General features: G+C 67.6%; 11 protein-coding genes. 3 read left to right on the top strand and 8 right to left on the bottom strand.

Going from position 1 to position 20,525, the window contains the following annotated elements; translation table 11 throughout:
- Window positions 1-59: 59 nt before the first annotated feature.
- The 6 genes from torT to A6A40_RS22825 all read right to left on the bottom strand — a co-directional run bounded on the left by torT (window position 60) and on the right by A6A40_RS22825 (window position 5,538).
- Entirely contained in the window at window positions 60-1,136 is a 1,077-nt protein-coding gene (torT, locus tag A6A40_RS22800; protein WP_108548181.1) for a TMAO reductase system periplasmic protein TorT, read from the bottom strand.
- 105 nt (window positions 1,137-1,241) lie between these two features.
- Window positions 1,242-2,213, bottom strand: a complete 972-nt coding sequence (locus A6A40_RS22805; protein WP_108548182.1) for a 5-oxoprolinase subunit C family protein — start codon at window positions 2,211-2,213, stop codon at window positions 1,242-1,244.
- Window positions 2,203-3,078, bottom strand: a complete 876-nt coding sequence (locus A6A40_RS22810) for a 5-oxoprolinase subunit B family protein (protein ID WP_108548183.1) — start codon at window positions 3,076-3,078, stop codon at window positions 2,203-2,205. Before A6A40_RS22810 ends, A6A40_RS22805 begins: the two co-directional genes overlap by 11 nt.
- Window positions 3,079-3,087: 9 nt before the next feature.
- The gene (locus tag A6A40_RS22815; protein ID WP_108548184.1) at window positions 3,088-4,467 is read right to left on the bottom strand and encodes an acetyl-CoA carboxylase biotin carboxylase subunit; all 1,380 of its coding nucleotides are present in this window, start codon (window positions 4,465-4,467) and stop codon (window positions 3,088-3,090) included.
- 5 nt (window positions 4,468-4,472) lie between these two features.
- Window positions 4,473-4,709 (bottom strand): acetyl-CoA carboxylase, encoded by a 237-nt coding sequence (locus tag A6A40_RS22820; RefSeq protein WP_045584325.1) that lies wholly within the window; start codon window positions 4,707-4,709, stop codon window positions 4,473-4,475.
- 55 nt (window positions 4,710-4,764) lie between these two features.
- The gene (locus tag A6A40_RS22825; RefSeq protein WP_108548185.1) at window positions 4,765-5,538 is read right to left on the bottom strand and encodes a 5-oxoprolinase subunit PxpA; all 774 of its coding nucleotides are present in this window, start codon (window positions 5,536-5,538) and stop codon (window positions 4,765-4,767) included.
- A gap of 289 nt (window positions 5,539-5,827) precedes the next feature.
- On the opposite strand from A6A40_RS22825, the gene A6A40_RS22830 reads away from it, so the two are divergent.
- The gene (locus tag A6A40_RS22830; RefSeq protein WP_108548261.1) at window positions 5,828-6,739 is read left to right on the top strand and encodes a LysR family transcriptional regulator; all 912 of its coding nucleotides are present in this window, start codon (window positions 5,828-5,830) and stop codon (window positions 6,737-6,739) included.
- 316 nt (window positions 6,740-7,055) lie between these two features.
- Window positions 7,056-7,682 (top strand): hypothetical protein, encoded by a 627-nt coding sequence (locus A6A40_RS22835; RefSeq protein ID WP_158279346.1) that lies wholly within the window; start codon window positions 7,056-7,058, stop codon window positions 7,680-7,682.
- A 323-nt stretch (window positions 7,683-8,005) separates the two neighbouring features.
- Here A6A40_RS22835 and A6A40_RS22840 read toward each other — a convergent pair whose 3' ends face one another.
- Together A6A40_RS22840 and A6A40_RS22845 are read right to left on the bottom strand one after the other, a co-directional pair.
- Window positions 8,006-9,940 carry a sensor histidine kinase gene (locus A6A40_RS22840; RefSeq protein WP_108548187.1) on the bottom strand — a complete coding sequence of 645 codons (1,935 nt, stop codon included), beginning with the start codon at window positions 9,938-9,940 and terminating at the stop codon, window positions 8,006-8,008.
- 9 nt (window positions 9,941-9,949) lie between these two features.
- Complete coding sequence (locus A6A40_RS22845) at window positions 9,950-10,663, bottom strand: response regulator (RefSeq protein WP_236783975.1); 714 nt, start codon at window positions 10,661-10,663, stop codon at window positions 9,950-9,952.
- Between the two features lie 440 nt (window positions 10,664-11,103).
- Between A6A40_RS22845 and A6A40_RS22850 the strand changes: the two genes are divergently transcribed.
- Entirely contained in the window at window positions 11,104-20,517 is a 9,414-nt protein-coding gene (locus A6A40_RS22850; RefSeq protein WP_158279347.1) for an MBG domain-containing protein, read from the top strand.
- Window positions 20,518-20,525: the final 8 nt, after the last annotated feature.

The following is a 20,525-nucleotide window of genomic DNA, read 5'->3' on the forward strand; positions in this document are numbered from 1 at the left end:
CACTCCGGATGGTCCCCGCCGCCGGCTCCCTCCGGAGATCGGCGGCGGGAGAAACGACCTCACTTCACGCTGAAGACGGGAGCGAAATTGTCCGGCGGCAGGATGGTGTCGCGCGGCACGCTGCCGACATTGGACTTGTCGACGACGAAGATCTTCGGGCCGACATGGCGGACCAGATCGGTCTTCTCCAGCGCCCGCACCGCCTGATCGATGGCGATGCGGCCCTGGATGACCATCGAATCGGCCGGCGCCGCCTGGATGAAGCCGCGCTTGATGCCCTGGTGGACGCCGGGCGTCATGTAGAAGGCGATCAGCCCGACCTTGTCGGTCAGCCCGCGCTCGCGCAGCAGGCCCTGCGCCGCCTCGGCGGTCACGGCGGTGCCGGCGACGTATTTGATGTCGGGCGTCGCCTGCAGCGCGTCTTCGACCAACCGCAGCTGCGCCTCCTTGCCGGTGTCGCCGTAACGCGGTTCCAGCACCTGCACGGCGGAACCGGCCACCGCCTCCATGAAGCCCTTGTTGGCGGCCTCGACCCAGCCGGCGCCGGCCGGACCGGGGAACCAGCCGACCTTCACCGGCGGACTGCCGGCGGAATGCTTCGCCGCGAGATAGCGGCCGGCCTCCGCCCCCATGGTGTGGAAGGACACCAGGGACTTGGCGGTCAGTGCCGGGGAGGAGATGCCGTTGATGACGTCGATCACCGGAATGTTCTTCTTCGCCAACTCCGCCACCAGATTGTTCAACCCGTCGAAGCTGATGGCGCCGATCACCACGGCATTGGCGCCGCGTGCCACGCAATCCTCGATCTGGCTGATCTGCTTGTTCAGCTCGGTGTAGCCGCCGGCCTCCACCACAGTGACCTTCACCCCCAGCCGCTTGGCTTCCTCCACCACGCCGTAATCGACGCCGAGCCAATAGGCGTCCTTCATGTGCGGGAAGGACACGCAGATGTCCCACTTCTTCGCCGCCTTGGGCAGCGGGCTGTAGGAGATGTCCTTCGGCTTGCCGTCGGCGGAGAAGGCTGGAGTCACCTCCACCGCCGGATAGGGAAACCACTCCGCGGCTGACGCCGGGAGGGCGGCGAGACTGCTTCCAAGAACTGTGGCGGCGACAAGAGCGCGAGCGAGGGCGTTCATGCGAGTGGTCTCCACGGCATGGGATTGGACGGATTGGGGTTTGGAGAGGCGGGGGATGTTCAAAAAAGGAGGGAGGCGGCGGACGGGGTGCCGCCTCCCCTCCGGTCAGGCCAGGGCTTCGCGCAGGCGGGCCAGGCGACCGGCTTCCTCGGCGCGGGCAGCCAGCGCCTGATCCATGTCGACCTTGACGAAGCGGACGCCGGTGTGGGGCTGCATCTGGCCGATCAGGTCCATGTCGGCGGAGATCACCGCGCCGAGCGTGAAGTAACCGCCGCCCGACACGGCGTCGCGGTGGAGGACGATGGGCTCGGTGCCGCCCGGCACCTGGATCGAGCCATAGGGGTAGCAGGCATCGACGATGTTGGACGGGTTGGAGCCAGCGCCGAAGGGCTGTTCGCGCGGCTCGAAGGTGAAGGGGCGGCCGCCGCGGAACCGGTAGCCCATGCGGTCGGCCTCCGGCGCAACCTTCCAGCTGTCCTCGAAGAAGTTGCGCCCGGCCTCCTCGGTGATCAGGCGCCAGTAGAGGCCGGGCAGAACGCGCAGCTCGGCGCTCTTGCCCACCGTGCGGCGCAGGGCGTCGGGCACCTCGGTGCCGTGGCGCAGCGCCCCCGGCTTGCCCAGCGGCACCATGTCGCCCGCCGCCAGCGCCCGGCCGTGATAGCCGCCGAGCGCGCCGATGATGTAGGTGGAACGGCTGCCCAGCGCCGGCGGCGTGTCGATGCCGCCGGAAATCGCGATATAGGCGCGCGCGCCGCCCTTCAGATAATCGAAGGACAGCACCTGCCCGGCGCGCACCGAGAAGGCGGTCCAGGCCGGATGGGGTTCGCCGTCGACGCGGGCCGGCAGGTCGGCGCCGGTGACGGCGACGGTGGCGTCCACCTCGAACTCCAGCTGCGGCCCCATGAAGACCGCCTCCAGCGCCGCCGCCCCTTCCGGATTGCCGACCAGCAGGTTGGCGGCGCGCAGAGCATAGCGGTCCATTGCCCCCGACATCGGGATGCCGAGATGGAAATAGCCGGGCCGGCCGAGATCCTGGACGGTGGTCAGCAGGCCGGGGTTGAGAACCTTAAACGCCATGGAGGGTCTCCATCAGCCGCTGGTTGGTGCCGTCGATGTCCGCGTTGAAGCTGTCCAGATCGAATGTCACCTTGCGGATGCGCGGTTCGTAGCGGTTGGCCGCGACGTCGGCGGTGATGGCGTCGTATTCCTCGCGGTCGATCGGCTTCCATTTCACGATGTCGCCGGGCCGGAAGAACACCATGAACTCGCGCAGGTAGGAGACCTTCTGTGTTGGGTCGTAGATCGGCATCGGCGTGATGCCGAACATCTGGTAGCCGCCGGCGCCGCGAACCGAATAGACGCAGCCGAAGCAGCCGCCATGACCGATGGTGTGCTTGGGCGTATCGGTGCGCGGGCGCAGATATTTCGGCACCTGGATCTGCCGCGACCGCTCGACCAGCTGGTAGAGGAAGGGCAGGCCGGCGACGAACCCCACCATCGACACGAACCAGGGCGAGGCATGGTGGGCGTGGATGAACTGCTCCACCGTGTCGTAGCCGTTCATGCGGGCGGCGTATTCCAGATCGGTGCTCTGCGGATCCTGGTGCCGCTCGCGGAAGCGCATCAGCGTCTCGGTGGTCCAGGGATCGCGGTAGAAGACCGGCACCTCGACGATTCGGGTCTCCAGCCGCTTCTCCGCCTTGTTGGCGGCCTGTTCGAGCGACTGGAGCCTGCTCATCAAGACGTCGGGGGCGATGCGGTCGGGATCGAACTTGATCTGGAAGCTGCCGTTGGCCGGGCAGATCTCGGTGATGCCGTCGATGTGCGCCGCGCGGACCGCGTTGGTGATCGACATGCTCTTGAAGAAGGCTTCGAGCGACATCTCCTCGTCCATCTCGACGAAGATGTGCTCGTCGCCACCGTAGGAATAGCGGGTCTGCATCCGGTGCTCCTATTGCGCGGCCTTCTGGGGATTGAATGCGGGGTTCCCGGCCAGCCAGCCTTCCAGGAACCGGGTGTGCGCCTTGCCCGCCCGGACATCCGGATCGGCGGCGAGCGCCTTGTGCAGCGGCACGGTGGTCTTCAATCCGGTCAGGGTGAAGCCCTCCAGCGCCGCCGCCATGCGGTCGATGGCCTCGCCCCGCGTTGCGCCATGCACGATCAGCTTGCCGAGCAGGGAATCGTAGAAGGGCGGAACCGTGTAGCCCTCATAGATCATGCCGTCGAAACGGACGGACGGATCGGTCGGCACCGACAGCTGTTCGACGGTGCCGGGGCAGGGCAGGAATCCCGCCGCCGGATCCTCGGCATTGATGCGCACCTCGATGGCGTGGCCGGTCCGCGTCACCTGATCCTGGGTGACCGGCAGCGGCTCGCCTCCTGCGATGCGGATCATCGCCGCCACCAGATCGATGCCGGTGATCATTTCGGTCACAGGATGTTCGACCTGGATGCGGGTGTTCATCTCGATGAAATAGAAGGCGCCGGTCGGCTCGTCGTAGAGATATTCCAGCGTACCGGCGCCGCGATAGCCGACGCTTTCGGCCAGCGCCACCGCCGAAGCGCAGAGCTGCGCACGGGTGGCCTCGTCCAGGCAGGCGGCGGGCGCCTCCTCCCACACCTTCTGGCGGCGGCGCTGCAACGAGCATTCGCGCTCGAAGCAGTGGATGGCTCGCGTGCCGTCGCCGAGGATCTGCACCTCGATGTGGCGGGCATTCCCGATCACCCGTTCCAGGTAGAGTCCGCCGTCGCCGAAAGCGGCCTGGGCCTCCGACTGCGCCTGCGGGGCGAGGCGGCGCAGTTCCTCCGGCGTTTCGGCGATCCGGATGCCGCGTCCGCCGCCGCCGGCTGCCGCCTTGATCATCACCGGATAGCCGATGGCTTCGGCGGCGGCGAGTGCTGCCTCGACATCTGCGACGCGGCCCTTCGATCCGGGCACCACCGGCACCCCGGCGGCGATGGCGGCCTCGCGGGCGGCGGCCTTGTCGCCCATGCGGCGGATGGTGTCGGCTTTGGGGCCGACGAAGACCATGCCGAAGCTCTCGACCATGTCGGCGAACTCGGCATTCTCCGACAGGAAGCCGTAACCGGGATGGACGGCATCGCAACCGGCCTTCCGCGCGGCGGCCACCAGACCGGCTGCATCGAGATAGGAATGCCGGGCGGCCGGCCGGCCGACGCAGACGGCCTCATCGGCCAGTTTGACCGCCAGCATGTCGCGGTCGGCTTCGGAATAGGCCTGGACCGTCTCGATCCCCAGGCTCTTGGCGGCGCGGATGATCCGCACCGCAATCTCGCCGCGGTTGGCGACGAACAGGCGGCGGATCGTCATCGCGCTCAGCCTTCCAGCTCGACGAGGACGGCGCCGGCCATCACCGGCTCCTCATCCTCCACCGCGAAGCTCAGGATGGTCCCGGCGACATCGGCGCGGATCTCGTTGAAGCTCTTCATCACCTCGACGAGGCCGATGACGTCGCCCGGTTCCACCCGGTCGCCGACCTCCTTGAAGGGCGGCTGATCGGGGGCGGGGCGGCGGTAGAAGGAGCCGGGCAGGGGAGAGCGGATTTCGGGCATCGATACAATCCTTCCTGAGCGGGCCGCCTGAGGCGGGGTGAAGATATCGAGGTGTTCAACGCTTCTGGGTGACCAGATCGGCGGCCGCGACGATGCGCAGTCCTTCCGCCAGCAGGGCTTCGCGCACGGCGGTACCGATCGCGAGCGCCCCCGGCGTGTCGGAATGGAAGCAGATGGAATCGAAGGCGATGTCGATGTCGTCGCCCTCCACTGTCCGCACCTTGCCGTCGCGGCAGGCGCGGACGCATTTGTCGGCGACCTCCGCCGGGTCGAGCGGGCGCATGCGGCGGGCGAAGACGATCGAGCCGCTGCGGTCATAGTCGCGGTCGGCATAGAATTCGCGGATGACCGGCAGGCCGGCCGCCTCGGCGACGGCGCAGGTCGCCGACACGTCCATGCAGAACAGCAGCGTGTCGGGGCTCGACTTCAGCAGCGCTTCGACCATCAGGCGGGACAGCGTCTCGTCCTTCGCCGCTTCCATGTAAAGCGCGCCATGCGGCTTGACATGCTGCAGCCGGGTGCCGTGACGGCGGGCGAATTCACGCAACGCGCCGACCTGGTAAAGGATGTCGTTCACCAGTTCTTCGGGCTTGGCCTGGATGACGCGGCGGCCGAAGCCCTGCAGGTCGCGGTAGCCGGGATGGGCGCCCAGCGCAACGCCGCGCTCCACCCCCAGCCGCACCACGCGATCCATCAGGTTGGGATCGCCTGCATGGAAGCCGGTGGCGACATTGGCCGAGCTGATGAGGTCCATCAGCGCGTCGTCGGAGGCCTCACCGAGCGTCCACTGGCCGTACCCCTCGCCGAGGTCACAGTTGAGATCGACCATTGTACGAGCCAACGCCTTACTCCCTTGCTTGCTTACGGAACCGGGGGCTCTCGAGCCCCAGGGATGAATCCGCGGAATGGCTGCCTTGCCATATGAGCGTATGTTGTTCCCCAACCTTTGCAATTTCTAATTTCTGAGATTACTTTATCTATTTTTCCGCTGCCAAAATCCGCCTGAAAATCAGGCAAGACAGTGGAACGCCGCCGTTCCTACGGAAGCTTGGCCTGTACAGGATTTAGGCATATTCTGTTTTCTCGATAATTGACCATGCGAAAATCCGGGGATGGCCATGCTGAATTTCCGCCATGTGAAATATTTCGTCGCCACCGCCAATCTGGGGCAGGTGTCGCGGGCGGCCCGGGAATTGTCGATTTCACAGTCGGCCATCACCTCCGCCATCAAGGAGCTGGAGGCGGAAGTGGGCGGGCGGCTGTTCGTCCGGACAGCACAGGGCATGGAGCTGACCGACACCGGCCGCCGCTTCCTCGCAGCGAGCCACCGAATCATGGCGAGTGTGGAGGAGGCGCTGCATCCGGCCGATACGGCGGCGGAGGTGGCCGGCAGCCTGTCCATCGGCGCCAGCTATACCGTTCTCGGATATTTCCTGCCGCAACATCTGGAGCGGCTGGAGCGCCGCTATCCCAATCTGCGCATCCACATCCACGAACTGACGCGCGAGATGATCGAGGACAATCTGATCACCGGCCGGCTCGACATGGCGGTGGTCCTGACCTCCAACATCAGCAATCCGGAGCTGACGACGGAAACGCTGATCGGAAGCCAGCGGCGCCTGTGGGTGCCGGCCGGGCACCGGCTGCTCGAACTGGATTCCGTCGGGTTGCAGGATGTGGCGGAGCATCCCTACATCATGTTGACCGTTGACGAGGCCGCCCATTGGACCAACCGCTACTGGAGCGCCTCACCCTTCCGACCCAATGTGCGATTGCGCACCTCGTCGATCGAAGCCGTGCGTTCCACGGTCGCAAATGGTCAAGGCGTGACCATCCTGTCCGACATGGTCTACCGGCCATGGTCGCTGGAAGGCAAACGCATCGAGACGATCATCATGCGTGAGCGGGTTCCGGCGATGGATGTCGGTTTGGCCTGGCGGCAAGGGGTCGAACTGACGCCAGCCATGCGCCTGTTCCGCACTCACTTCAGCGAGGTTTATCAAACTCCACAAAGTCGGATGCCGCGTTGACCTGATCTGGGCCAGCCCACATCTCTTGCCTGCGGGCAAAAAACGATGTGTTATGCGACATCGCATGATGCTTTCAATGATTTCCATAATATATATTATGTGCTGGAAATCTGCACGCGCAAAGTCGGAGAGTGCCTTTTCCCACTTCGAGGCGTTGGAGGGTTCTCTGAATGCCCATGGCCGGCCGCGGGCCTTCTACTCGGACAAATACTCGACGTTCCGGGTCTCGCAACGCGAGGCGAAGCGGCTCCGGTACTTGACCGCGCCGCCGAGCCGAATCCCAACGCAGCCATGCCAGATATGCAGAAGAAGCCCGATGGCCAAACTACACGGCCAAGCCGAAGCTACCTCTCTGACAGTCCTACTTTGTGCAAACCACTGGTATTTCTATCCGGTGGCAAAATTTTCCATGTTGGAGGTGATGGTGGCATTGCGGCTTTTTGTGTTACCGGCTCTACTGATCGCAGCGAATATTCCTCTTGCGCAGGCCAACGGATACGCAAAGGAGTATTTGCAACGTGTGCGTCCTGGAATGTCGGAGGCGAGCGTTCGCGGAATATTTTCGGAAATACGGTGTGATGAAGTTAGAGAGAGGCTTCATCAAGACCGTGTGAATGGCAAGACCCAAGACCGCCTAAATTTAGAATGTGTCGCACGTAACCTTTACTCTCCTTACAGCGTCGATTTCTCTCCATTGTCAGAGGGGCGGAAGGCTCAGTCGATCAGGTATTTTTGGATTGATGTTAGAGACGAAGATATGATTGCCGTAGAGGTCGCAGAGACCATTGGCCTACCGATGGTAAAAAAGGAATGGCAGAATACGTTAGGTAAAATATATCCGTGTTGGTTCTTTGAGAATAATGCCGTCAGAGCGCCTCTATGTCATAACAGCGAAGATGAAGGGTATCGGGTATGGCACTTGGGTTACACAGCAAAGCGCTAGACCGGCGGCGCATGACAATTAGCAAGGCCTTTGTGTGCATCGATCGACAGACCTAGCTACAGTATAGCCGCATCAGCAAGCAACCTATGATGGAGCACTTGATGCGGCTCTGTTGCAAACTTTTGCTGTAGGCGCGAGATGATTATTACGGCATCACAGCCGATGCTATGCGTCCTGGACTTCGAGCCGCATCGCGGTCACTGTCCTGGACCGCGCCAAGCGCCTCAATCGTGTCGCGGAACAGCCGCATCAACCGGCCGATATCGCGCGTCGTGGCGGCGCCGGTCATCGTACGCCGCTGCAGATCAGTGCCGGTCCCGGCGTCACGCCGCCGTCGGCCCGCGTATCTCGGCCGGCAAGTCCAGGGTGACGGCGGTCCCGCCCGAGCCGGACTGGATGTCGAGCGTCCCGCCCAAGGCCTCCGCCCGCCGGCGCATGTTTCCCAAACCGTAACTGCCCGGCCGGCTGGCCACCCCGCCCTGCCCCTGATCACGCAGGCACAGGCGCACGCCATGGCCTGGCAGCGGGGACGGCCCGGCCTCGATGGTCAGTGTGGAGGAGCCGCTGTGGCGGGCGGCGTTGATCGAAGCCTCCTGCAGGATGCGGAAGATGTTGAGGGTGGCGCCGGGGTGCAGCCCCTTCACCTCCGGCAGGACGCCCGCCCGCCACACCAGCGTCATGCCCTGGGCCATGAGCTGCGGCTCGATGCGTTCGCGGAACAGGGCGAGCATCACGCCGAGATCGTCGCCCGAATTCTCCAGCGACGCCACCACCAGCCGGAGGTCGGCCAGCGCCCCGCCGACCGAGAGGGCGACCTCGCCCGAGGATTCCCCGCGCAGCTCGCACAGCGCCAGGATCGAGACGAGTTGGCCGGCGATGCCGTCGTGCAGGTCGCTCATCAGGCGCACCCGCTCGGCCTCCAGCACGGCGGCCTTGGCCTGCTGCTGCTCGCGGGCGAAGCTGCGGCGCAGGGCGCGCTCGGCGGCGGCCACCTCGTTCTTCAGGCGTTGGCTGAACTGGTCCAGCACGTTCATGGTCTGGGCGAAGCGCCAGATCAGCACCGCGGAGACGACCGCCATGATGACGGGCCAGGCGAAGCGGCCGAGCAGCACCCGGTTTTCCCCCAGGGAGTCGCGGGTGAGCAGAATGTCATGCACCGCGATGACCAGATTGAACAGGAAGGCGCCGGCCAGGGCCGTGGCCGCGATGTCGCGCTCGCGGAACGCCACGCGCACCACCACGGACAGCACCCACAGGGCGGCGACGCTCATGAGCGGAAAATAGACGGTCGTCAGCAGCCAGCGGTGCAGATCGACCGGGAGGGTGAGGAAGCTGACGGCGACCAGGAAGGGCGGCAGCAGGAAGGCGCCGAGAGGGACCGGGAGCGGGCGGTGGACGAACAGCAGCGCCATGGGCAGGACGAGGCAGGTGGTCAGGAAGCGGGTGTGGTTGATCAGTTGCAGGGTGGTTTCGCCCAGCACCCCATCGCCCAGGACCGCCGGCAGCGACACGGCGGCGTGCGACAGGATAACGAGGCTGGTCACCAGGAAGACCTGCTCCCGACGGCAGGCGAGCCAGATCATGAACAGCGACAGGCCCATGGTGATGTGCCAGCCGTCGAGCATCCGTTGCAGGGTCGCGAACAGGAACCGCCGCCTGTCATAGTCCGGGCGCAGCAGGGAGTCGGGCCCGATGGCGACGCGGTCGAGGAAGGCGCTGACGACGCCGCGCTTGGACAGCGCGATCTCGAACTCGTTCAGGCCGGGATGCAGACCCGGCACCGTCACCAGGAATGGAACATTGCCCGAGACATCCGCTTCCGCCCGCGTCCAGGCACTGGAGGCGAGGAAAACCCCGTTCAGGGAAACGGTGAGCACGCCCTGGAACGAGGGCGCATAGAAGGACATGACGCCCCGATCCGCGGGTCGGGCGGCCGGATCGTAGCGGTATGCGATGCGGAAGGTGACGGCACAGCCCTCCACGGCCGCCGTGGTCGGGCAGCGGTAGGGCAGAAGCACCGGCGTCCAGGCGGCCGGGCCGCCGGGCTGGTCGCCGGGCACCGCCAGCAACGCCTCGCCGATGAACAGGGCTGCCGCATCGTCGGACAGGGTGGGACCGATGACGAAGGCGAGGACGGTGAGGACGGGAATCAGGATCGCCAGGGTCAGGGCGGACCGCCATGCCCAGGCCGGCCGGGACAGCGGGGCTGGCGCCGCCGCATCACCGCTCATGACCGGAACGGCGTCCGTCGACGGCATGCCGGACGCTCAGCCCTTCAGGTCGATGATGTTGTGGTTGATCGCGGCGAACACCGCCTCGCCGCGCGAATTCACCTCCAGCTTGCGATAGATGTTCTTGACGTGGGTCAGCACCGTGTTGCGGGAGATGCCCAGCCGTTCCGCGATGTCGCTGTAGGTCAATCCCTTGGCGACCCCCCACAGGATGTCGGTCTCCCGCTCGGTCAGCGCCGGGACCGGCACGGACGGCGGCGCGGCTGACGGGGCGCCCGATGGGGCGTCCGGCCTGTTCTGGACACGGCGGACGATGGTGCGGGCGATGGAGGTCGAGATCGGCGAACGCCCGGCCACGAGGTCGAGCACGGAGCCGACCAGATCGATCGCCGCCGAATCCTTCAGGATATAGCCGGCGGCTCCCGCCTCTATGGCGGTCAGCACGCTGCGCTCGTCCCCCAGCACGGAGACCACCATGATCTCCATGGCCGGGTAGAGCCGCCGGGTCTCGTGAATCAGCTCCAGCCCGTTGCCGTCCGGCAGCTTCAGGTCGGTGACCAGCACCGCCGGCACATGGGCGGCGCACAGCGCGCGGGCTTCCGCCAGCGTGGCCGCAGCGGCCACCAGCTCCAGCCGGTCGGCGGCGCGCAGGATCGCGGACATGCGCTCGCGGATCGGACGGTCGTCCTCCACCAGCAGGACCCGGATGCGGTGGTCCGGCGACGGGGGGGCCTGCAACTCACTGGTCACGACAGGGGGAACGCCTTTCGTCCAAGGAGGGTCGTGTCTTGGCCTGCCGCCGCAGGATAGGAAGTTTCGCGAAACCCTGGCAATAGCCGAATACGGGTCGAAGGCGCGGACGGCGCCCTCATGAGGAGACTAGCCGCAGCGGGTTCGCCGCGGCATCCCACAAACATGTGAGGCGGCACTGCCGCCCTCCCCCGCTCCCCTCACACGATGTTGGGATACCGCGGCATGGCGGGGCTGATTATGGTTGTGCCGCATGTCGCCCAATCCTCCGCAACGGGAACCGGACCCGACGGAGCGGCCGGAGGCGGCCCCAATCAGCATCGCGCCGATCCTCGGCCCGGGCACAGCGGCCTGACGCCCGGAACCGGGCGGGAGCCGCCGCATCCGGGCCGGGCGGACAGCCTATGCCAAATCAAAAGACTGCAAACAGGGGTGAGCGGATGACCAGCGTCGATTCCCAAGCGTTCCGCAGGGCCGGATCGTCGAGCCGGCCATCGCGGCGGCTGCAGATCCTGATGGCGAGCGTCGCCCTGCTGGCGGGCCGGGAAAGCACGGCCCTGGCGCAGGCCCTGCCAAGCGGGCCGTCCGTCGCCGCCGGCTCGGTGTCCATCTCGACGCCGTCGGGCACCAGCCTGATCGTCGACCAGTCCTCCCCCAACGCAGTCGTCAACTGGCAGTCCTTCTCCATCGGGGCGGGGAACACGGTCCACGTCAACAACGGCGGCGGCGCCACGCTCAACCGCGTCACCGGCAACGTCCCCTCGCGCCTCGACGGCAGCCTGACCGCCACCGGCTCGGTCTATCTGATAAATCCCGCAGGCGTCGCGGTCGGACCCGGCGGGCGGGTCGCCACCGGCGGATCCTTCGTCGCCTCCACCCTGGATGTCCGCGACGCCGAGTTCCTGAAGGGCGGCGACAAGACCTTCTCGGGCACGTCCAAGGCGACGGTGACCAATGCCGGGTCGATCGGCTCGCTGGGCGGCGACGTGGCGCTGATCGCGCGGGCGGTCGATAACAGCGGCACCATCGCGGCGCCCAAGGGCACGGCGGCGCTGGCCGCCGGCTACGAGGTGCTGGCGCGGGATGGCGCGGTCAACGGCGGCAAGTTCCAGGTCAAGGTCGGCGGGGCGGACACCGAGGCGAAGACCACCGGCACCATCACCGCGGCGGTGGCCGAGCTGCGCGCCAACGGCGGCAACGTCTACGCGCTGGCCGGCAACACCGGCGGCGTCATCGCGGCGACCGGCACGGCGACGAGCGGCGGGCGGGTCTACCTGACCGCGGGCGACGACGGCGCGGTCGAGGCCGGCGGCACCATCGCCGCCACGCGGACGATGGAGACTGGCGCCACGCAGGGCGGCGACATCCGGGTGTCGGGCGGACGCGCCACGGTCAGCGGCACGCTGACGGCCAGGGGATCGTCGGCGCCGCCCATTCCCGGCGTCAAGCCGGCGCGGGGTGCCGGCGGCACCGTGGCGGTGACGGGCCGGACGGTGACGGTGGCCGGAACCGCCACGGTGGACGCCAGCGGCTCCAGCGGCGGCGCCGTGGCGATCGGCGGCGACTGGCAGGGCGGCAAGGATGCGGGGACGAAGACGCTGGCCGAGACGGTGGCCAACGCCGCGACCACCAGCGTCGCGGCCGGGGCGCGGCTGTCGGCGGATGGAAGCGCCGGGAACGGCGGCAGCGTCGTGGTGTGGTCGGACGAGCGCACGGAGTTCGCCGGCACGATCAGCGCGCGGGGCGACGGCGTGGGCGCCGACGGAAGCGCCGGGAACGGCGGTCGGGCCGAGGTGTCGGGCAAGGCGGTGCTGTCGTTCCAGGGGACCGCCGACCTGCGGGCCGGGCGGGACGGGGCCGGACGGACGGGGTCGCTGCTGCTCGATCCCTACGACCTGACGATCTCCAACGGCACCGACAGCGGCGTGTCGGGCTTCAGTGCCACCGGCAACGACAGCGTGCTCAGCGCCGGCACGCTGACGGCGGCGCTGGGGACGGCCAACGTGACGGTCTCCACCGGGTCGGGCGGCAGCCAGGAGGGCAACATCACCGTGGCGGCGCCGGTGTCATGGTCGGCCGACACGGCCCTGACGCTCCAGGCCGCCGGGAACATCGCGGTCAACGCCGCGGTGACGGCGACGGGCAGCAGCGCCGGGCTGGTGCTGGAACATGGCGCCGGCAAGGACTACAGCGTCGCCGCGCCGATCACCCTGTCGGGATCGAACGCCACGCTGCAGATCGGCCCGACCGGCGACCTCACGAGCTATACCCTGCTGCACGACATGAGTGCTTTCGCCCAATTGAACAATGACCCGATCGGAAACTACGCACTGGCCCAGAGCCTGAATGCCGACGGCACCACCTACACCGACAGCCCGGTCAATAGCGCGTTCTTCGGCACCTTCGCCGGGCTTGGCAACAGCATCTCCAACCTGACCATCAACGCGCTGTCCGCGGACGGGGTCGGCCTGTTTTACGATGCCGGGACCGGATCGGTCATCCGCGATCTGACTCTGACCGGGACCGTGACGGGCGCGGAACACACCGGCGGGCTGGCGGGGTATAGCCGCGGCCTCATCAGGAACGTCAACACCGCGGTGACGGTGACGGGCACCAACCATGTCGGCGGGCTGGCCGGCGAGATGACCGGGGGCAGCGTCATCGACTCGTCCGCCACGGGCGCGGTGAACGGAGCATCCTACCTCGGTGGACTGATCGGCAGTCTCGGAAATCAGGGCGTCACACTGACCCGGACCCATGCCACCGGGACCGTCACCAGCACTGCGAGCGGCGTACAATCCTACATTGGCGGGCTGGTCGGCAACAACGACGGCACGCCCATCGTGTCCTCCTACGCCACCGGCGACGTGAGGAAGAGCTCGGGCCCAAGCAACTACTCGGGCGGGCTGGTCGGCCGGAACCGGGGCGACATAAGCAATGCCTATGCCACCGGCCAGGTTGGCAACGCCGAAGCGGGCACCGTCGGCGGCCTGATCGGGCAGAACGTCAGCGGCGCGCTGTCGAAGGTGTATGCGACCGGCTCCGTCACCGGCACCAATCAAGTCGGCGGCCTGATCGGATCGAACAACGGCACCGTGACGCAAGCCTACGCCACCGGCGCGGTGCGCGGTGGGGGCACCGACGTCGGCGGCCTGATCGGACATGACGGCGGCACCGTGACCGCCTCCTATTGGGATACGGAGACCACCGGGCAGGCCAGCTCGGCCGGCGGCAGCGGGGTGGTCGGCCTGACCACGGCGCAGGCGCGGGGCCGGAGCAATTACGCCGGTTGGGACTTCACCACCGACTGGTATCAGGAGGGCGACCTGCGCCCGATCGGCCGGTGGGAGGCATCGGCGGACGGCACCATCACCAACGCGCATCAATTGCAACTGGTGGCCGCGGCGCCATCCGGCACCTACCGCCTTTCGCGCGACGTCGACGCGGGCGCCACCGCCGACAGCAGCAATGCGGGGATCTGGTCCTCCTCCGGCTTCATGCCGATCGGGACCGGCGGCACGCCGTTCTCGGGCACCTTCGACGGCGGCGGACACACGATTTCCAACCTCACCATCAACCGTCCCTCGACGGACGGGGTCGGCCTGTTTTCCATGGCCGTGACCGCATCGGTCATCAGCAACCTGACGCTGACCGGGACGGTGACGGGCCGGGCCTACACCGGCGGGCTGGCGGCATTAGGCTACGGCCTCGTCAACAACGTCAACACCGCGGTGACGGTGACGGGGACCGACCAGGTCGGCGGGCTGATCGGCGATATGTCGGGCGGCAGCGTCATCGACTCGTCCGCCGCCGGCGCGGTGAACGGAGCATCCAGCATCGGCGGACTGATCGGCAACCTCGGAGATCAGGGCGTCATACTGACCCGGAGCCATGCCACCGGGACCGTCACCAGCATTGCAAGCGGCGCACAATTTAACATTGGCGGTCTGGTCGGCTCAAACCTCGGTACGCCCATCGTATCCTCCTACGCCACCGGCGACGTGAGGACCGCCTCGGCCACCGCCAACTACTCCGGCGGGCTGGTCGGCGCCAACTACGGAACGATCCGGGATTCCTACGCAACCGGGTCTGTCACGAACTCCTCGTACGCCGGCGGGCTGGTCGGCCAAAACTCGGGCGACATAACCAATGCCTATGCCACCGGCCAGGTTGGCAACGCCGACGTGAACACGGTTGGCGGCCTGATCGGGCAGAACATCAGCGGCACGCTGTCGAAGGTGTACGCGACCGGCTCCGTCACCGGCACCAGCAAAGTCGGCGGCCTGATCGGAGACAACACCGCCGGCGTGACGCAAGCCTACGCCACCGGCGCGGTGAGCGGTGGGAGCACCGACGTCGGCGGCCTGATCGGAAGTAACGGCGGCACCGTGACCGCCTCCTATTGGGATAAGGAGACCACCGGGCAGGCCAACTCGGCCGGCGGCGGCGGGGTGGTCGGCCTGACCACGGCGCAGGCGCGGGACAAGAGCAATTACGCCGGTTGGAACTTCGCCACCGACTGGTATCAGGAGGGCGACCTGCGCCCGATCGGCCGGTGGGAGGCATCGGCGGACGGCACCATCACCAACGCGCATCAATTGCAGCTGGTGGCCGCGGCGCCATCCGGCACCTACCGCCTTTCGCGCGACATCGACGCGGGCGCCACCGCCGGCAGCAGCAATGCGGGGATCTGGTCCTCCTCCGGCTTCGTGCCGATCGGGTCAGGCGGCACGCCGTTCTCGGGCACCTTCGACGGCGGCGGACACACGATTTCCAACCTCACCATCAACCGTCCCTCGACGGACGGGGTCGGCCTGTTTTCCAATGCCTGGGCCGGATCGGTCATCCGCGATCTGACGCTGACCGGGACCGTGACGGGCGGGATGTATACCGGCGGGCTGGCGGGGCATGGCAGCGGCCTCATCAAAAACGTCAACACCGCGGTGACGGTGACGGGCACCGAGCGTGTTGGCGGGCTGGTCGGCGAGATGGCCCAAGACATGGCCGGCGGCAGCGTCATCGACTCGTCCGCCGCCGGCGCGGTGAACGGAGCATCCAACATCGGCGGACTGATCGGCATTCTCGGAGAGCAGGGCGTCATACTGACCGGGAGCCATGCCACCGGGACCGTCACCAGCATTGCGAGCGGCGCACAATCCTACATTGGCGGTCTGGTCGGCTTCAACAGCGGAACGCCCATCGAATCCTCCTACGCCACCGGCGACGTGAGGAAGAGTTCGGGCACAAGCAACTACTCCGGCGGGTTGGTCGGCTTCAACACCGGAACGATCCGGAATTCCTACGCAACCGGGTCTGTCACCAACTCCTCGACGGCCGGCGGGCTGGCCGGCTACAACGAGAGCAGCATATCCAATGCCTATGCCACCGGCCAGGTTGGCAACGCCGACGCGGACACGGTCGGCGGCCTGATCGGGCAGAACAGCGGCACGCTGTCGAAGGTGTACGCGACCGGCTCCGTCACCGGCACCAGCAAAGTCGGCGGTCTGATCGGAAACAACGATGGCGCCGCCGTGACGCAAGCCTACGCCACCGGCGCGGTGACCGGTGGGAACACCGACGTCGGCGGCCTGATCGGACTCAGCTGGGGCGCCGTGACCGCCTCCTATTGGGATACGGAGACCACCGGGCAGGCCAGCTCGGCCGGCGGCGACGGGGTGGTCGGCCTGACCACGGCGCAGGCGCGGGACAAGAGCAATTACGCCGGTTGGAACTTCACCACCGACTGGTATCAGGAGGACGACCTGCGCCCGATCGGCCGGTGGGAGGCATCGGCGGACGGCACCATCACCAACGCGCATCAATTGCAGCTGGTGGCCGCGGCACCATCCGGCACCTACCGCCTTTCGCGCGACATCGACGCGGGCGCCACCGCCGGCAGCAGCAATGCGGGGATCTGGTCCTCCTCCGGCTTCGTCCCGATCGGGTCGGGCGGCACGCCGTTCTCGGGCACCTTCGACGGCGGCGGACACACGATTTCCAACCTCACCATCAACCGTTCCTCGACGGACGGGGTCGGCCTGTTTTCCGAGGCCGGGGCCGCATCGGTCATCCGCGACCTGACGCTGACCGGGACCATGACGGGCGGCGCGTACACCGGCGGGCTGGCGGGGCGCGGCAGCGGCCTCATCAAGACCGTCAACACCGCGGTGACGGTGACGGGCACCGACCATGTCGGCGGACTGGTCGGCGAGATGGCCGGCGGCAGCGTCATCGACTCGTCCGCCGCCAACGAGGTGAACGGAGAGGGCTACATCGGCGGGCTGATCGGCCGGGTCGACGGCACCACCACCACGCTGACGCGGGTCCACGCCGACGGTACCGTCACCAACATCTCTCAGGGCGGGGCAAGGGCTTTCAACGGCGGGCTGGTCGGCTACAACAACGGCGGGACCATCGAATCCTCCTACGCCACCGGCGAGGTGAGGGCCGACTCGGGCACTGCCAACTACTCCGGCGGGTTGGTCGGCGAAAACACCGGCACGATCCGCGATTCCTACGCAACCGGGAACGTCCCCGGCTCCTGGGATGCCGGCGGGCTGGTCGGCAGAAACTGGGGCAACATATCCAATTCCTATGCCACCGGCTCGGTCGGCGGCGACGGGATGAACAGTGTCGGCGGACTGATCGGGGACCACTACACCGGTACGCTGTCGAACGTGTATGCGACCGGTTCCGTCAACGGCAACGGGCCGGTCGGCGGCTTGATCGGCTACATGGAAGCCGGTTCCCTCGCCGACGCCTTCGCCTCCGGTGACGCAAACAGCGCCTTCAGCCCGGTGGGCGGCCTGATCGGCCTAGTGGCCAGTGGCAGCGTCACGCGGGCCTATGCCACCGGGTCGGTAACCTGGTCCACCGGGCCGTACAACAGCCTGACTCCTTACGCCGGCGGCCTGATCGGCTTCAATGGCGGCACGGTCTCGCAGGTCTATGCCACCGGCAGCGTCACCGGCACCGACGTTGTCGGCGGCCTGATCGGACGCAACAATGGCCGCGTGACGCAAGCCTACGCCACCGGCGCGGTCAGCGGCTCGGGCAGCGCCATCGGCGGCCTGATCGGCTCCGGCAACGGCACCGTGACCGCCTCCTATTGGGATATGGACGGCACCGGGCAGGCCAACTCGGCCGGCGGCAGCGGGGCGGTCGGCCTGACCACCGCCGAAATGCAGACCCGGAGCAGCTTCAGCGGCTGGGACTGGAGGGTGTGGGCGCCGCCCGTAACGGGCAGCTACCGGCCGGAGCTGTACGGCGTCTCCGGGGTGGTCGGGGGTATCCGCAGCATCACCTATGGCGACGACCCGGCCGGCGCCGCAGTCACGATGGTCGGCGGCGGCTGGTGGAACAGCGTCACCGGCACCCTGTCCGTCGGCAGCCTCACGGCCACCGAAGCCGGGGCGTATGACCTCGCCGTGTCGGGTGCCAGCGGCACCACCCGCACCGGCAACGCCACACGCTTCGCCGGAGCCGGCATCGTCGACAAGGCGACGCTGACCATCACCGCCGCCAACGGCAGCATGACCTATGGCGACACCCCGCCGACCGGCATCACCTACACCGCAACCGGCTGGAAGAACGGCCAGACCAGCAGCCTGCTGACCGGTGTCACCACGAGCACCACCGCCACCGCCACCTCGAACGTCGGCAGCTACGCCACCTCGGCCTCCGGCGGCTCGCTGAGCGGAGCCGCCACCGGCAACTACACCCTCAGCTACGTCAATGGCGCGATGACCGTGACTCCGGCGACGCTGACCGTCACCGCCGGCAACAGCAGCATGGTCTATGGCGACACCCCGCCGTCCGACATCGCCTACACCGCAACCGGCTGGAAGAACGGCCAGACCAGCAGCCTGCTGAGCAGCGTCACCACGGCCACCACCGCCACCGCCACCTCGAACGCCGGCAGCTACGCCACCTCGGCCTCCGGCGGCTCGCTGAGCGGAGCCGCCACCGGCAACTACAGCCTCAGCTATGTCGACGGCACGATGAGCGTCACCCCGGCGACGCTGACCGTCACCGCCGGCAACGGCAGCATGGTCTATGGCGACACCCCGCCGTCCGACATCGCCTACACCGCAACCGGCTGGAAGAACGGGCAGACCAGCAGCCTGCTGAGCAGCGTCACCACGGCCACAACCGCGACCGCCACCTCGAACGCCGGCAGCTACGCCACCTCGGCCTCCGGCGGATCGCTGAGCGGCGGCGCCACCGGCAACTACACCCTCAGCTATGTCAACGGCACGATGAGCGTCACCCCGGCGACGCTGACCGTCACCGCCGCCGACAGCAGCATGGTCTATGGCGACACCCCGCCGTCCAACATCGGCTACACCGCCACCGGCTGGAAGAACGGCCAGACCGACAGCCTGCTGAGCAGCGTCACCACGTCCACGACCGCGACCGCCACCTCGAACGTCGGCAGCTACGCCACCTCGGCCTCCGGCGGCTCGCTGGGCGGCAGCGCCACCGGCAACTACAGCCTCAGCTATGTCGATGGCACGATGAGCGTCACCCCGGCGACGCTGACCGTCACCGCCGGCAGCGGCAGCATGGTCTATGGCGGCAGCGTGCCCACCATCGGCTACGCCACCACGGGCTGGAAGAACGGGCAGACCGGCAGCCTGCTGACCGGAGTCAGCACGGGCACCGCCGCGACCTCCACCTCGAACATCGGCAGCTATGCCACGTCGGCCTCCGGCGGCACGCTGGGGGGAGACGCCACCGGCAACTACACCATCCTCCATCAGTCCGGCGCCGTGTCGGTCACGCCGCGCCAGATCAGCGTGACGGCGGACGGCAAGAGCCGGGTCTACGGCGACGCCAACCCGACCCTGACCTACAGCGTCGGCGGCGACGGTCTCGTCAACGGCGACACGCTGTCGGGCACGCTCGCCACGGCCGCCGGGGCGACGGCGTCGTTGGGGTCCTATGCCATCGGCCAGGGCACGCTGGCGGCCTCGCTCAACTACAGCCTCGTCTTCAACCCCGGCACGCTGTCGGTCACCGCACGCCCGATCACAGTTACGGCGGACGGCAAGAGCCGGATCTACGGCGACGCCAACCCCGCCCTCACCTACAGCGTCGGCGGCGCCAGCCTCGTCAATGGCGACACGCTGTCGGGAACGCTCGCCACGGCAGCGGGGACGGCGTCGGCGGTGGGAGCCTATGCCATCGGCCAGGGCACGCTGGCGGCCTCGCTCAACTACAGCCTCGTCTTCAACCCCGGCACACTGTCGGTCACCGCGCGCCCGATCACCGTGACGGTGGACAGCAAGAGCCGGGCCTTCGGAGACGCCAATCCCGCCCTCACCTACAGCGTCGGCGGTGCCGGCCTCGTCAACGGCGACACGCTGTCAGGCGCACTCGCCACGGCAGCGGGGACGGCGTCGCCGGCCGGCTCCTATGCCATCAGCCAGGGCACGCTGGCAGCCTCGTCCAACTACGCGCTGACCTTTGGGACGGGCGTGCTCACCGTGCAACAGGCCGACAGCAGCAGTGTGCCGCCGACCAACGCACCGCCCCCGCAGGAGGTGGCACGTCAGGTCATTGTGGCGACGCTGCCGCGCAATCTGGTCGAAACCACGGGTCAGGGGACGGACACCGCGTTCTCCGGCGACGGTATCGTCCTGTCCGTCGGCGACAGTGCCCCCAACACCGGAACCCGAAGCGCGACCGCGTCCGCCAGCCCGGGTGCCGACAGCCAAGGCGGGAACGGCGTGCGGCAGGACGGCGGCGACGCCGCCTGCATCGGCGGGGCCGCCGGAGCAGCCTGTGCCGCTCAGCCGCATCCGGCCAACACGCGGGTCGGCCGCTTCCTGCGCTTCTTCCAACAGCCGTGACGGATTCA

The sequence above is a fragment of the Azospirillum humicireducens genome, assembly GCF_001639105.2.
Classification (GTDB): Bacteria; Pseudomonadota; Alphaproteobacteria; order Azospirillales; family Azospirillaceae; genus Azospirillum; species Azospirillum humicireducens.

Bases quoted from the DNA above. Each gene is read 5' to 3' on its own strand.
- torT (WP_108548181.1), bottom strand. From the start codon at position 1,136: ATGAACGCCCTCGCTCGCGCTCTTGTCGCCGCCACAGTTCTTGGAAGC.
- A6A40_RS22805 (WP_108548182.1), bottom strand. From the start codon at position 2,213: ATGGCGTTTAAGGTTCTCAACCCCGGCCTGCTGACCACCGTCCAGGAT.
- A6A40_RS22810 (WP_108548183.1), bottom strand. From the start codon at position 3,078: ATGCAGACCCGCTATTCCTACGGTGGCGACGAGCACATCTTCGTCGAG.
- A6A40_RS22815 (WP_108548184.1), bottom strand. From the start codon at position 4,467: ATGACGATCCGCCGCCTGTTCGTCGCCAACCGCGGCGAGATTGCGGTG.
- A6A40_RS22820 (WP_045584325.1), bottom strand. From the start codon at position 4,709: ATGCCCGAAATCCGCTCTCCCCTGCCCGGCTCCTTCTACCGCCGCCCC.
- A6A40_RS22825 (WP_108548185.1), bottom strand. From the start codon at position 5,538: ATGGTCGATCTCAACTGTGACCTCGGCGAGGGGTACGGCCAGTGGACG.
- A6A40_RS22830 (WP_108548261.1), top strand. From the start codon at position 5,828: ATGCTGAATTTCCGCCATGTGAAATATTTCGTCGCCACCGCCAATCTG.
- A6A40_RS22835 (WP_158279346.1), top strand. From the start codon at position 7,056: ATGGCCAAACTACACGGCCAAGCCGAAGCTACCTCTCTGACAGTCCTA.
- A6A40_RS22840 (WP_108548187.1), bottom strand. From the start codon at position 9,940: ATGCCGTCGACGGACGCCGTTCCGGTCATGAGCGGTGATGCGGCGGCG.
- A6A40_RS22850 (WP_158279347.1), top strand. From the start codon at position 11,104: ATGACCAGCGTCGATTCCCAAGCGTTCCGCAGGGCCGGATCGTCGAGC.